The following is a 14,298-nucleotide window of genomic DNA, read 5'->3' as shown; positions in this document are numbered from 1 at the left end:
CCAGGAATTCCAGAGTTGGATGTGCCTGATCTGCGGTTGGATTTATGACGAAGCCGCCGGCTTGCCGGAAGAAGGCATTGCGCCGGGCACCCGCTGGGCCGACGTGCCGATGAACTGGACTTGCCCCGAATGCGGCGCGCGCAAGGACGATTTTGAAATGGTGGCGCTGTAAAGTTATTTGAGTGGAAACTGAATTACTTATCAATTAATGAATGTTTCCAAGTTTTCAAATAAATAAGTGTTTCTTTTCAGCAGCATGATCTGCCACAGGCCCTCCCCCTGTGCTATCGTAGCGAGACTATTGAGCGAATACTTTAGAAATGACGAATAAACCGCAAGGAACCGGACTGAAAATCATGGTGATCGACGATAGCAGCACCATTCGTCGGTCTGCAGAAATTTTCCTGACCCAGGCGGGATACCAGGTAATCCTGGCCGAGGATGGCTTCGACGCGCTGGCCAAGATCAATGACCAGCAGCCCGCGCTGATCTTCTGCGACATCCTGATGCCGCGGCTGGATGGTTACCAAACCTGCGCCCTGATCAAAAAGAGCGCCAAGTTTCATTCCACTCCAGTGCTGATGCTCTCATCCAAGGATGGCCTGTTCGACCGGGCGCGCGGCGCCATGGTCGGTTCGGCGGCCTACCTGACCAAACCGTTCACCAAAGACAGCCTGTTGGCTGCGGTGCGAGAGCACACCGCCGCTGCCAGTGCATAAAACATCGTAATACAGAGAGTAAAGCATGGCTATTCAACGAATCCTGATCGTAGACGACTCGCCTACCGAGCGTTATTACCTGACCGACATCCTGGTGCGCAGCGGTTTCACCGTTTCCACCGCTGAAAACGGCGAAGAGGCGATGGCCAAGATCAAGGCCGACAAGCCGCAATTGATCCTGATGGACGTGGTGATGCCTGGCCAGAACGGCTTCCAGGTCACCCGCGCCATCGCCAAGGATCCTGAGCTGCAGGACGTGCCGATCATCATCTGCTCGTCCAAGAACCAGGAAACCGACCGTATCTGGGGCATCCGCCAGGGCGCCAAGGATTACCTGGTCAAGCCGGTCGATGCGGCCGAGCTGTTGGCCAAGATTGCCGCACTCGGTTAAGCGATGACGACCGAACAGCAGGCGCCGACCGGCGCTGAACGCCGCAGCCGCCTGCGGCAGTACCAAGTGACGCTGCTGGAGCGCATGCAGGCCGCCAAGGCCGGCACGGGCAATGCCGGGCGTGAGCTGGGCGTGCTGCTGGGCGGCCGCCGCTGCCTGCTGGACCTGACCCAGGTTGGCGAAATCGTGCCGTTCCAGGCCGTCACGGCGGTGCCGCTGTCGCAGGACTGGTATCGCGGCCTGTCCAATATTCGCGGCAACCTGGTCGGTGTGGTCGACCTGGCGCGCTATATGGGCGAGGCGGGCACGCAGCCGGGGCCGGACAGCCGCCTGGTGACGTTGGCCACCCACCTTGGTTTCAACGTTGCCATCCTGGCCGGGCGGGTGCTCGGCTTGCGCAACCTGGACGAAATGGTGGAACAAGCAGTGGCTGACAACGGGCAGGCCGCCTGGGGTGGCCAGCAATTCCAAGACCGTGACGGGCAACAGTGGACCAGGCTGGACCTGGGTGGACTGGTGCACGATGCGCGGTTCCTGCAAATCGGCCTGTAATCACGCGCTGCCATCGGGCAGGCGCAACTCTATCGAAAGCTATCGGGGGACGTAGTAATGGCATTTAAATTCTTGTCGCGCTCCGCACCGGAGGCCAGCGCCGAGCTGGGTTCCAATTCGGAGTTTGCCAGCTTTAACAATTCTCAGTACGAGGGCACGCCGCCGGATGCGGCGCTGGCCACTGCTGAACAACCGGCTGCGACCGAAGGTGTCACCCCGGAAGCGGCGGAAGGCACCCGTGGCCTGCTGCAGCGCCTGCGTACCAGTTCGGTGGGCGAAGCGGCCGCCAACGTCAAGCTGCCACTGATCGGCCACCTGCCAAGCGCACGCCAACTGAGCCTGCTGTCGACCACGCTGGGTGTGTCCCTGCTGCTGTCGGTGGTGTTCGTGGCGTGGAACGCGTACAACAGCGGCGTGACGTCGACCCGTACCCAGATCGCTTCGGACGTGCTGATGCACTCGCAGCGTATCGGCAAGGCGGCGCCTAACGCGATTAAGGGTAACCAGCAAGCGATCAAACAGCTGGAGGACAGCCGCAGCGAACTGAATCGCGCGCTGCTGGCGCTGGCCGACGGCGGCCGCTATGCCGGCCACTCGGTGCTGTCGGCACCGGGCGCGGTGCTGCCGACCCTGAACGATGCCCGCAAGAAGTGGACCGCTTCCGACAAGGCCGCTGCCACGATCGCCAAATACAAGTGGGACTTGGCGGGTCTGGACGAGACCTTGCAGAAGCTGAACGCCATGTCGCCTGACCTGCTGTCGCTGACCGAGGAAGTCTCGTCGGCGCGCCTGAAGCAGGGCGGCAGCGCCAAGGAACTGGCAGCGCTGGGCAAGCTGGGCATGCTGACCCAGCGCATGAGCCGTAGCGCTTCGGCGTTCCTGACCGAGGGCGGCATTTCTTCGTCCGAGACCGCCTTCCAGCTGGGCCGCGACGCGACCGTGTTCCGCCAGACCGTGGACGGCTTCCTGGCCGGCAGCGACCAGCTCGGCCTGCCCGCCGTGAAGGATGGCGAAACCCGCGAAAACCTGCAGGCGCTGAAAAAAGGCTTCGAAGACTACGACAAGCTGGTCAAGTTCATTCTGGACCGTCTGGAAAAATTCTCCGCGGCGAAGAGCGCGGAACGACTGCTGTTTAACGAGAATGAAGACGTGCGTGCCAGCCTGGCGACCCTGCAGACCAAGCTGCGTGAGCAGCAGGACTCGCTGGGTATCTCGTTCTGGCTGATGGTGGTCGGCCTGGTGGTGACCCTGGTCTCCGCCGCGGCGATCGGCCGCGTGCTGCTGCTCGATTCCCAGAACCGTGGCCGCGCTTCCGAGCGCCGCCGCCAGGAAGCGGAAGCCATGCGCCAGAAAGCGCAGCAGCAGGAAGAAGAAACCAAGGCCATTAACGAGCAGAACCAGGCCGCAATTTTGCGCCTGATGAACGAACTGCAGGAAGTGGCGGACGGTGACTTGACCGTGCAGGCAACCGTGTCGGAAGACATTACCGGCGCGATTGCCGACTCGGTTAACTACACGGTGGAAGAGCTGCGCGGCCTGGTAGGCCGTGTGACGATTACCGCGGAACAGGTTACCTCCGCATCCAGCCACGCACAGGGCATCTCGAATGACCTGCTGGCAGCATCGGCAGCGCAGTCGAAAGAGATTCAGGACGCATCCAACACCGTTGTGAAGATGGCCAACGAAATTACCGACGTGTCGCGCAGTGCGGCGGAATCGGCGGACGTTGCGCGCCAGTCGGTTGATGCGGCGCGCCAGGGTGCGGATGCGGTGCAGAATGCGATCAAGGGTATGGATGAGATCCGCGAAAACATCCAGGAAACCTCGAAGCGCATCAAGCGACTGGGTGAATCCTCGCAGGAGATTGGTGAGATTACCGAGCTGATTTCCGACATTACCGAACAGACCAACGTGCTGGCGCTGAACGCGGCGATCCAGGCGGCATCGGCAGGTGAAGCAGGCCGAGGCTTCTCGGTGGTTGCGGAAGAGGTGCAGCGACTGGCGGAACGTTCGGCCGAAGCGGCCAAGCAGATCGGTGCGCTGGTGAAGACCATTCAGACCGACACCCACGACGCGGTAGCCGCTATGGAAAAATCCACGCAGGGTGTGGTTGAGGGTGCCAAACTGTCCGACGCGGCAGGTACCGCACTGCAGGACATCTCGCAGGTGTCGAACCGCCTGGCGGAACTGATTCAGGGCATCTCCTACGCGACCGGCATGCAGGCGACGTCGGCAAACGGCGTGGCGCACAATATGCAACACATCCTGCAGGTCACGCAGCAAACCCAGGACGGTACCCAGCAAACCGCCAGTTCGGTTCGCAAACTGACCTCGCTGGCGCAGGAGTTGAAGAACTCCGTGTCGCGATTCCGTGTTGGTGCCTGATTAGTGCCCAAGTTGCCGCTTAATTTTTAGAATCTATGAGCAAACCTGATCTTTCGTTCACCGCTTTGCCGCAATACGACACCGGCCCGCTGTCCTGGGTCATGGGTGAAATCCGCGAAGCGCTGGCCCGTTCCCGTACGGCGCTGTTCGAAGCCGGCGGGCGTGACGCGGAAGACCAGACTACGGCGCTGATGCACGCCAAGTCGCACCTGCACCAGGCGCACGGCGCCTTGCAGATGGTGGACGTGGACGGCGTCGCGCTGCTGACGCAATTGGCCGAAGTGGTGCTGGACCGCATGCGTGACGGCACCCTGAAATGCACGTCGGACCACGCCCAGTTGCTGGCCAATATGTACCAGGCACTGGTGGAATTCCTGGAGGAGCTGTTGTCCGGCGCCCCATTCCAGCCGGTGCGCCTGTTCCCGTTCTTCCGCGATATCCAGGATTTGCTGGGCATCGACCGGGTCCACCCGGCCGACCTGTTCTTCCCCGACGTATCGTACGTGCCGGAACTGCCATCGGCCTTGCCTTCGACCGGCGCGCCAACCGGCGCACCGGACTACAAGGCCTTGCGCCAGCGTTTCGAACGCGCGCTGCTGCCTTACCTGAAGGCAGCCGATGCCGGCAGCCAGGCCATCCACGCCGCGGCGCTGCAGGCAGCCATCACCGACGTGGCCGACCAGCAGGGCGAGCACAAGGCGCGCGTGTTCTGGCGCGCCATGCAAGCCTTCGCCGAGCTGGTGGTGGGCGGCCAGCAGGAAAGCAACCGTTACGTCAAACAGCTGTTCGGCCTGATCAACCTGCAACTGCGCCGCCTGTCGGCCGGTGCGCCTGAACTGCCGGACAATGTTCTGAAGGAAGCGCTGTTCTTCGTCGCCTCGGCCGATCCGGAGCACCTGCCGCCGTTGGCGCGCCAGCTGCGCGCCGGTTATGCGCTGGACGGCATGGTGCCGCACGATTTCGAAACGCGCCGCTACGGCCGTATCGACGATGGCTCGCTGGCTGCGGCGCGCGAGGGCATTGCCCATGCGCGTACGGTGTGGCAGCGCATCGAGCAGAACGAGAACAGTACGGAACTCGACAACGATTTCGGCCAGTCCCTGGCCAAGGTCGCCGTGGCAAGCGAAATGCTGGGCCTGGGCGCGCTGGCGGCGCTGCTGCGCCAGTTGGCGGAATCGGCCCGCAGCACCGTGGGCACCCGCCGCAGCGAGGCGCTGGGGCTGGAAATGGCGACGGCGCTGCTGTTCGCCGAGCATGGCATCGCTCAGATCCGCCACCTGCCGGACGATTTCAACGCCCACGCCGACACCATCGCGGCGCGCCTGCAGGCCCTGGCCGCCGGCGGCGCGGCGCCGGAGCCGGCGCAATGGCAAGGCGGCCTGGCCCGCCAGTTGCACGAAGAAGACACCGTAGTCGCCCTGGCATTGGAAATGAAGACCGGCTTGCGCCAGGTCGAGAAGATGCTGGACGAGTATTACACCGACCCGGCGCGCCGCGCCGAACTGTCGGACCTGGACAAGGTGCTGCACCAGCTGCACGGCGCCTGCGCCATCCTGGACCAGGATGACGCCATGAACGCGGCCGCGCACGTGCGCATCGAGATCGGCCGCCTGGCATCGGGCCAGTTCGATGAAGCGCACGAAGCCAGGGCGCTGGACGACATTGCCCAGAACGTGGGTGCGCTGGGCTTCTTCGTCGACATGCTGGCGCAGAATCCATCCGGCGCGCGCGAGCGTTTCGCCTTCGATCCTGAACACGGGACCTTCCGTGCCGTGCCGTTCAAGAAAATTTCCGGCCCTGAATCGATCCCGGTGCTGGAAGAAGCACTGCCGGAGCCGGAAGCGGCTCCTGAACCGGTGTTGACCGCACCGGTCCCGGAAGCCGGCGCCGCCGGCGACGAGGCAGTCGAAGCAGAACTGCTGGAGATTTTCATCGGCGAAGCACAGGAAGTGCTGGCCTTCGTGCGCGAGACGCTGGCGCGCCCGCATAGCGAGATCTCCAACCTCGATATCCTGACCATGCTGCGCCGCTCCTTCCACACGCTGAAGGGCAGCAGCCGCATGGTGGGCCTGAACCGCTTCGGCGACGGCGGCCACGCGATCGAGAAAATCATGAACCTGTGGCTGGCGGAAGAGCGCCGCGCCTCGGAAGACTTGTTCGCGCTGCTCAATTACGCGAGCGAAGAGATGTCGGCCTGGGTGGAAGAACTGGCCACCACCGGCAACTCGGCACGCCAGGAAAAACCGATCGTCGACGCTGCCACGCGCCTGCAGGAAACCGGCGTGTTCGAACGCCCGGCCGTTGGCACCCAGGCCGCTGCCGCGCCGAGCGCGCCGGTTGTCGCCGAACCTGTCGCCGAACCTGTCGCCGAACCTGTCGCCGCCGCGAGCGAAGCGCCTGCCGAAGAGCCGGTGCTCGCCGACGTGAGCGAAGCACTGGAAGCAACCGTCCCGGCAATCGAGGCCGAAGCCGTCGAAGTTGCCGAGGCGGCGCCGGTGGCAGGCGAACCGGTGGTGGACGCGGTGGAAGCGCTGTCCGATGACCTGTCGTTCGACCTGGAGGCGATCGAGGTTTCCGAACCCGAGGCCGCCCTGACGCTGGACGAACCGCTGCTGGTCGAGGCACTCGTAGACGAGGCAGCACCGGCCCGCCCGACCAACGTCATCGATTTCCCGACCGCTACCGCGCCGACGCCAGCGGAGCCGCCGGCCGAAGACAATATGAAGTTCGTGGGACGCCTGGCGATCCCGCTGCCGCTGTACAACATCTATATGGCGGAGGCCGACGAACTGATACGCCTGCTGTCGCAAGATTTCGGCGAATGGCGCCACGAGCAGCGTCCGGTCAATCCGGAAGCGCTGCAGGCGGTGCACACCCTGACCGGCACTTCCGGTACGGTCGGCTTCAAGGCGCTGCGCGAGCTGTCCTACGCGCTGGAAATTACGCTGCAGGAGCTGCAGCCGCCGGCACCGCACCTGGACGATGCCCAGCACGACCTGTTCGACTTCACCATCGAGCGCGTGCGCCAGATGCTGCAAAGCTTCGCCACCGGCGAATTGCCGCCGGAGCAACCGGAACTGATTGAAGCGCTGCACAAGCTGCGCGATGCATTGGCGCACCCGCCGGAAGTAGGCGAAGCGCTCGACGATCGCCTGGACAGCATCGTGGGTGAGCCAGGCGGTGAGAAGCTGGAAGAGCGTCTCGACAACCTGTTCAGCGACACGTACCACAGCCTGGTGACCGAACCGCCGGCTGCAGTCGACAGCGCGGCGCAGCCGCAACCGGATGTGGCCGCGCAAGAAGGCACCATCGACAACCTGTTCGAAGCCGCCTTCGATGACGCGTTCGATGCGCCGGAGCTCACGCAAGCCGCACCGGTCGTCGAGGAAGTCGCCGCACCGGTCGTCGAAGAAATCGCCGCACCGGTCGTCGAAGAAATCGCAGAACCAGTCATCGAGGAAATCGCTGCGCCGGTCGTCGAAGAAATCGCAGAACCAGTCATCGAGGAAATCGCTGCGCCGGTCGTCGAGGAAATCGCCGCACCGGTCGTCGAAGAAATCGCCGCACCGGTCGTCAAGGAAATCGCAGAACCAGTCATCGAGGAAATCGCTGCGCCGGTCGTCGAGGAAATCGCTGCACCGGTCGTTGCCGAGGCCGAACCGGAGTTGGCTGCCGAAGACATTGAAGTGGCAGCGTTGCTGGCCGAAGCGGAAGCCGCAAGCGCCGAAGCTGCAATCGAAGTCGACGCCATCGATGCCACCGCACTGGCCGCCGGCGAAGCCATCGAGGAAGACGCGGTCGACCTCGACCACGCAGCCCCAAGCGAAGTGCAGGTGGTCGAACTGCCGGAAACCCCGCACCTGCTGGGAGCCAGCCCGTCCGACATCCACGACGAGCTGGACCCGGACCTGCTGCCGGTATTCCTGGAAGAAGGCACCGACCTGCTGCCGCAGATCGGCGAATCGCTGCGCGCATGGCACGCCAAGCCGACCGATTTCAGCCACGCCCACAGCCTGCAGCGCGTGCTGCACACCGTGAAGGGCAGTGCCCGCATGGCCGGCGCAATGCGCCTTGGCCAGCACGCGCACGAAATCGAGACGCACATTGAAAACATGGTGCACGCAGGTAGCGCGTCCCAGCACTCGTTCGACGAGCTGATGGCGCACTACGACCACGCGCTGCTGCTGTTCGAACAACTGCAAAATCCGGAAGCCTACGCTGCTGCCATGGCCGCTGCGCAAGCGGCAGCGGCCGCACCGTCCGCCGAAGCCGGCGCGCCGGCCGCCCCTGGTGCAGCGCAGCCTTCGCTCAGCGCCCTGGCCGCGCGCCTGGCTGCAGCGCCTGCAACGGCAGCTCGCGGCGACGAAGCGGAAGCCGCCAAGGCCTCGCCGCTGGTGCGTGTGCGTGCGGACATCCTCGACCGCCTGGTGAACCAGGCCGGTGAAGTGTCGATCACCCGTTCGCGCCTGGAAAACGAAGTGACCTCGCTGCGTACTTCGGTGTCCGACTTCCAGGAAAACTTGAATCGACTGCGCCGCCAGCTGCGCGAAGTCGAGATGCAAGCGGAATCGCAGATCGCCTCGCGTATGTCGATTGCCGGCGAACGCGAATTCGACCCGCTGGAGTTCGACCGCTTCACCCGCCTGCAGGAATTGACCCGCATGATGGCCGAATCGGTGAGCGACGTGGCCTCTTTCCACGAAGGCCTGATCCGCTCCATCGACGGCGCCACCGGCGACTTGACGCAGCAAGCGCGTATGACGCGCGACCTGCAGCGTGACCTGATGCGCGTGCGCATGGTGCCGTTCAACAGCGTCTCCGAGCGTCTGTTCCGCGTGGCCCGCCAGGGTGCGAAGGAAACCGACAAGCGCGTCAACCTGGACATCCGTGGCGGCGGCGTGGAAATGGACCGTAGCGTTCTGGAACGCATGGCGGCGCCATTTGAACACTTGCTGCGTAACGCCATCGTGCACGGCATCGAGTCGCGCGAGCGCCGCGTCGAACACGGCAAGGGCGAGACCGGCGAACTGCTGGTGCAGGTCAGCCAGCAGGGTAACGAAGTGGTGCTGGAGTTCAGCGACGACGGCGCCGGCCTGGACCTGGAACGCATCCGCGCCAAGGCGCGCAGCGTCGGCCTGCTGGCCGAAGACCAGGTGGTCAGCGACGCCGAGGCGTCCAACCTGATCTTCCATCCGGGCTTCTCGACCGCCGATACGCTGACCGAACTGGCCGGCCGCGGCGTGGGGATGGACATCGTGCTGTCCGAGGCACAAGCCCTGGGCGGCCGCGTGGAAACCTTCACCGAGGCTGGCAAAGGTTCCCGCTTCACGATTCGCCTGCCGCTGACGCTGGCCGTGACCCAGGTGGTTCTGATCTCCGCCGGCGGCCGCACCCATGCGGTGCCGGCGCTGATGGTGGAGCAGGTGCTGCAACTGAAGGAAGGCGCGCTGGCCGAAGCCACCGCCAAGGGCGCCGTGGTGCACCACGGCCAGCACGTGCCGCTGCGCTACCTGGCCACGTTGCTGGGCGACGGCGATGCCCGTCCGCTGCTGCAGCGTTCCTCCCCGGTCATGATGCTGCGTAACGGTACCGACCGCGTGGCGCTGCACGTCGACGAAATCGTCGGCAACCGCGAGGTGGTGATCAAGAACATCGGCCCGCAACTGTCGCGCATGCCCGGCATCGCCGGCGCAACCGTGCTCGGTTCGGGCGAGATCGTGCTGATCCTGAATCCGGTGGCGCTGCAGCTGCACGTGGCGCAGCATCCGGAACTGGCGCCGCGCACTGCCGCCACCCCGGCGCCGGCCCCGGCCGGCGGCGTTGCCGAGGCAGTGGAGCAGACCCGCGCCCATGGCACCGTCATGGTGGTGGACGATTCGCTCACCGTGCGCAAGGTGACCCAGCGCCTGCTGGAGCGCGAAGGCTACCAGGTGATGCTGGCCAAGGACGGCGTGGATGCGCTGGAGCAGTTGCAGGACCGCTTGCCGGAACTGATGCTGGTCGATATCGAGATGCCGCGCATGGACGGCTTCGACTTGACCCGCAACGTGCGCGGCGACGAACGCACCAAGGAGATCCCGATCATCATGATCACCTCGCGTTCGGCGGACAAGCACCGCAACTACGCGCTGCAACTGGGCGTGAATGCCTACTTCGGCAAACCGTTCCAGGAAGACATCCTGCTCGGCGCCATCGCCGGCCTGCTGCCGCAACGCGTTTGAGGCGTGCAGTAGCGAACTAAAGGGCAGGCCGCAGCGCCTGCCCTTTTTTATTTCTTGACGACTTGGTAGCGTTCGAGGGTGCGCTTGCGGGCTTCGTCGTGGTCGACGATCGGGTTGCGTGGCAGGTGGATTTCCTTGGCCGACAGGCCGGCCAGCTGCGGCAGGTAGCGCTTGATGAACTTCCCTTCCGGGTCGAACTTTTGCGACTGCGTGACAGGATTGAAAATGCGGAAGTAGGGTTGCGCATCGCAGCCTGACGATGAGGCCCACTGCCAGCCCCCATTGTTGGACGCCAGTTCGAAATCGTTGAGGTGCAGCGCGAAGTAAGCTTCGCCGCGGCGCCAGTCGATGCCGAGGTCCTTGCACAGGAACGAGGCCGTCACCATGCGCAGGCGGTTATGCATATAGCCGGTGCGGTTCAGCTGCAGCATGGCGGCATCGACCAGCGCGTAGCCGGTGCGCCCTTCGCACCAGGCGGCAAACAGCTGGTCGGCCCCGGGCCCGGTTTCCCATTCGATCTTGTCGTAGGCCGGCTTGAAGGCGCCATCGACCACATGCGGATGGTGGTACAGGATCTGCATGTAGAACTCGCGCCAGATCAGCTCCGACAGCCAGGCCGCGCCGCCTTCGCCGGTGGCGCCGCGCGCCGACATGGTCATCACGGTGCGCACCAGGTGGCGGATCGACACGGTGCCAAAGCGCAGGTGCATCGAGAGATAGGACGGACCTTTGATGGCCGGGTAATCGCGCGCCACGCCGTAATCGGCGATCCGCTCAAGGAAGGCGTCGAACAGCTGCGCGCCATCGCCGATGCCCAGTTCATGCAGGTTGGTGCGCTCGAAACCGAGGCTGGCCAGCGAGGGCAGCGTGCTGCGGCCGGGCGCAAAGCGGCCGGCTTCCACGGTCCAAGGCGCCAGCACCGACGGATCGGCCTCCAGCTTGCGCAGCCAGGCGTTCTTGTAGGGTGTAAACACGGAAAACGGCTGGCCGGCCTGGGTCAGCACCTCATCGCGCTCGAACACCACCTGGTCCTTGAACGTGCGCAAGGCGCGGCCGGCAGCGCGCAGGCTGCGCGCCACCGCCGTGTCGCGCGCCACGGCAGCCGGCTCGTAGTCGTGATTGGCAAAGACCACCTCGACGCCGAGCTCGGCGGCCAGCTCGGGAATTGCTTTTTCGGCAAAGTCGTGCCGGACAATCAGGTGCCCGCCAGCCGCTTCGAGCTCAGCAGCAAGAGCCGTGAGCGTATCGACAATGAACTCGAGCCGCCGGTCCGCCGGCGGCAGCGGCGCCAGGATGGCGCGGTCGAAAACAAAGGCAACGTACACTGTCCCTGCAGAGGCCAGCGCGTGATGCATGGCGGCATGATCGAACAGGCGCAGGTCGCGGCGCAACCAGACGAGGGCGTTTTTCATGGCTGGATCAGCAATTCATAGTAAACTGTGGGTATATCCGGCAGTTGCAGCGCGGATATTACAGTAAAGAACTCTTAACAGTCCTGCATAGAGAGCAATCATGAAAAAAGTCAAATTGACCAGAAGCATGCCTGTGCCGGGATTGTTACCGGAAACTAGTGAACTGAAGGAGCTAAAGGCACATATGACTGCCCCTGCGCTCAACCTGGCAAATCATTTCCTGATTGCCATGCCATCCATGCATGACCCGATCTTTGGCGGCACGGTCGTGTATGTGTGCGAACACAACGAGAACGGCGTGCTGGGCGTCGTGATCAACAAACCTACCGATATGACCATGGAAGTGCTGTTCGACCGGATCGACCTCGAAGTGTCGTCCGCCGCCGAGCGCCACCTGGAGTCGGAGCCGATCATGTTCGGCGGCCCGGTGCAGGATGACCGCGGCTTCGTGCTGCATACCCCGGGCGCACACTATTCTTCTTCGCTGACGGTGACCAATGACGTGGCCTTCACCACCTCGATCGACGTGCTGGAAGCGGTGGCCCGCGGCCAGGGGCCGGAACGCATGATGGTGTCGATCGGCTACGCCGGCTGGAGCCCGGGTCAGCTGGAGGACGAGCTGGCCCGCAATGGCTGGCTGACGGTGGCCGCCGACCCGCGCATCGTGTTCGACGTGCCGATCGAAGAGCGCTACCAGGCCGCTATCAAGTTGCTGGGCTTCGACCCCCTGATGCTTAACTCTGAAGCGGGTCATGCATAGTCCGGAAACTGTCTTAGGCTTCGACTTCGGCATCAAACGCATTGGTGTCGCAATGGGAAACACGATGATCGGCCAGGCCAGCCCCCTGGCCGTCGTTCAATCCGCTGTCAACGATATCCGCTTCGCCGAGATCAAGGCCCTGATCGACAAATGGGGGCCGACCAGGCTGATCGTGGGCCTGCCTTTCCACCCGGACGGGGCAGAGCATGACATGACGGCGCGCTGCCGCAAGTTCGCCAATCAGCTGAACGGCCGCTTCAATCTTCCCGTGGTGCTGGTCGACGAGCGCTACTCGTCGGCGATGATTGCCGCCAAGCGCGGCGAAATCATCGATGACCGCGCCGCCGCCATCATCCTCCAACAATACTTTGACGAATATGTCCCACACTGATCCCCACCAGCTGGAAGCGGAAGCGCTGTACGCCAGCCTGCTCGAGCAGGTCAAGGCCGGCATCGCCGGCGCCAACGAAGCGGCCATCGTCGGCATCCACTCCGGCGGCGCCTGGATCGCCGAGCGCCTGGCGCAGGACCTGAACCTCAGCGCACGCCTCGGCGTGCTGGACGTGTCCTTCTACCGCGACGATTATGCGAAGAAGGGCTTGCCGCACGATGTGAAGCCAACCCATATCGGCTTTGACGTGAACGGCGCCACCATCGTGCTGGTGGACGATGTGCTCTACACCGGCCGCACCACGCGCGCCGCCATCAACGAATTGTTCGACTACGGCCGCCCGGCGCGCATCATGCTCGCCGCGCTGGTGGACCGCGGCGAACGCCAATTGCCGGTGGCCGCCGATTTCGTGGCGGCCCATACCCGCTGTGCGCCAGGCCAGGCGCTGCGCCTGCAGCAGGGCGGCGACGGAAAGTTTTCCCTGACTATTGAACAGAACCATGCTTAATCCGCAACTCAACAAACACGGCGAGCTTCAGCACCTGCTGTCGACCGAGGGCCTGCCCAAGGCCATCATCAACCAGATCCTCGATACCGCCTCCTCCTTCGTGTCCGTGTCGGACCGCGAAGTGAAGAAGGTCCCGCTGATGCGCGGCAAGAGCGTTTTCAACCTGTTCTTCGAGAATTCCACCCGCACCCGCACCACCTTCGAGATCGCGGCCAAGCGCCTGTCGGCCGACGTGATCAACCTGAACATCGCCGCGTCTTCCGCCAGCAAGGGCGAGTCGCTGCTGGACACCATCGACAACCTGTCGGCCATGCACGCCGACATGTTCGTGGTGCGCCACTCGCAGTCCGGCGCGCCGTACCTGATCGCCAAGCACCTGCACGACACCAGGCAGAACCACGTGCACGTGGTGAACGCGGGCGACGGCCGCCACGCGCACCCGACGCAGGGCCTGCTGGACATGTACACCATCCGCCACTACAAGAAGGACTTCACCGAGCTGCGCGTGGCCATCGTGGGCGACATCCTGCACAGCCGCGTGGCCCGTTCCGACATCCACGCCTTGACCACCCTGGGCGTGCCTGAAATCCGCGCCATCGGCCCGCACACCCTGCTGCCGGGCGGCCTGGAACAGCTGGGCGTGCGCACCTTCACCAACATGGACGAAGGCCTGAAGGACGTGGACGTGATCATCATGCTGCGCCTGCAGAACGAGCGCATGAGCGGCGCGCTGCTGCCGTCCGCCGGCGAGTACTTCCGCGCCTACGGCCTGACGCCGGAGCGCCTGGCGCTGGCAGCACCGGACGCCATCGTGATGCATCCGGGCCCGATGAACCGCGGCGTGGAGATCGACTCCGCCGTGGCCGACGGCCCGCAAGCGGTGATCCTGTCGCAGGTCACTTTCGGTATCGCAGTCCGCATGGCGGTGATGAGCATCCTGGCAGGCACGCAAGCATAAA

Annotated in this window: 11 protein-coding genes; 10 read left to right on the top strand and 1 reads right to left on the bottom strand. The window is 64.1% G+C overall.

Features of this window, described 5'->3' with window-relative positions; genetic code table 11:
• Positions 1–19 precede the first annotated feature (19 nt).
• The 6 genes from BM269_RS01675 (at position 20) to BM269_RS01650 (ending at position 10,268) form a co-directional block, all read left to right on the top strand.
• Entirely contained in the window at positions 20–172 is a 153-nt protein-coding gene (locus tag BM269_RS01675; protein WP_090435011.1) for a rubredoxin, read from the top strand.
• Between the two features lie 148 nt (positions 173–320).
• Complete coding sequence (locus BM269_RS01670; protein ID WP_055929366.1) at positions 321–719, top strand: response regulator; 399 nt, start codon at positions 321–323, stop codon at positions 717–719.
• Positions 720–744: 25 nt separating this feature from the next.
• Positions 745–1,110, top strand: coding sequence for a response regulator transcription factor (locus BM269_RS01665; protein WP_055929369.1), 366 nt, complete (start codon positions 745–747; stop codon positions 1,108–1,110).
• A 3-nt stretch (positions 1,111–1,113) separates the two neighbouring features.
• Positions 1,114–1,662, top strand: coding sequence for a chemotaxis protein CheW (locus BM269_RS01660; RefSeq protein ID WP_090435008.1), 549 nt, complete (start codon positions 1,114–1,116; stop codon positions 1,660–1,662).
• Between the two features lie 57 nt (positions 1,663–1,719).
• Complete coding sequence (locus BM269_RS01655) at positions 1,720–4,047, top strand: methyl-accepting chemotaxis protein (RefSeq protein ID WP_090435005.1); 2,328 nt, start codon at positions 1,720–1,722, stop codon at positions 4,045–4,047.
• A gap of 35 nt (positions 4,048–4,082) precedes the next feature.
• A complete protein-coding gene (locus BM269_RS01650; protein ID WP_229204456.1) occupies positions 4,083–10,268 on the top strand; it encodes a hybrid sensor histidine kinase/response regulator in 6,186 nt (2,061 codons plus the stop codon).
• Positions 10,269–10,315: 47 nt separating this feature from the next.
• Here BM269_RS01650 and BM269_RS01645 read toward each other — a convergent pair whose 3' ends face one another.
• The gene (locus tag BM269_RS01645) at positions 10,316–11,680 is read right to left on the bottom strand and encodes a cryptochrome/photolyase family protein (RefSeq protein WP_090435003.1); all 1,365 of its coding nucleotides are present in this window, start codon (positions 11,678–11,680) and stop codon (positions 10,316–10,318) included.
• Between the two features lie 184 nt (positions 11,681–11,864).
• On the opposite strand from BM269_RS01645, the gene BM269_RS01640 reads away from it, so the two are divergent.
• The 4 genes from BM269_RS01640 to BM269_RS01625 are packed head-to-tail and all read left to right on the top strand — an operon-like array spanning position 11,865 to position 14,297.
• On the top strand, positions 11,865–12,440 hold the full coding sequence (locus BM269_RS01640) for a YqgE/AlgH family protein (protein ID WP_229204455.1): 576 nt from the start codon (positions 11,865–11,867) through the stop codon (positions 12,438–12,440).
• Between the two features lie 52 nt (positions 12,441–12,492).
• On the top strand, positions 12,493–12,831 hold the full coding sequence (gene ruvX, locus BM269_RS01635) for a Holliday junction resolvase RuvX (protein ID WP_229204454.1): 339 nt from the start codon (positions 12,493–12,495) through the stop codon (positions 12,829–12,831).
• Positions 12,818–13,339: a bifunctional pyr operon transcriptional regulator/uracil phosphoribosyltransferase PyrR gene (pyrR, locus tag BM269_RS01630; RefSeq protein ID WP_090434997.1), complete on the top strand. Its 522-nt coding sequence runs from the start codon at positions 12,818–12,820 to the stop codon at positions 13,337–13,339. Before ruvX ends, pyrR begins: the two co-directional genes overlap by 14 nt.
• Entirely contained in the window at positions 13,332–14,297 is a 966-nt protein-coding gene (locus BM269_RS01625) for an aspartate carbamoyltransferase catalytic subunit (protein WP_090434994.1), read from the top strand. The genes pyrR and BM269_RS01625 overlap by 8 nt, the downstream gene beginning before the upstream one ends.
• Position 14,298 lies beyond the last annotated feature (1 nt).

The organism is Duganella sp. CF458, from assembly GCF_900113115.1.
GTDB lineage: Bacteria > Pseudomonadota > Gammaproteobacteria > Burkholderiales > Burkholderiaceae_D > Rugamonas.
This window is presented reverse-complemented; position numbering and strand designations above follow the sequence as displayed.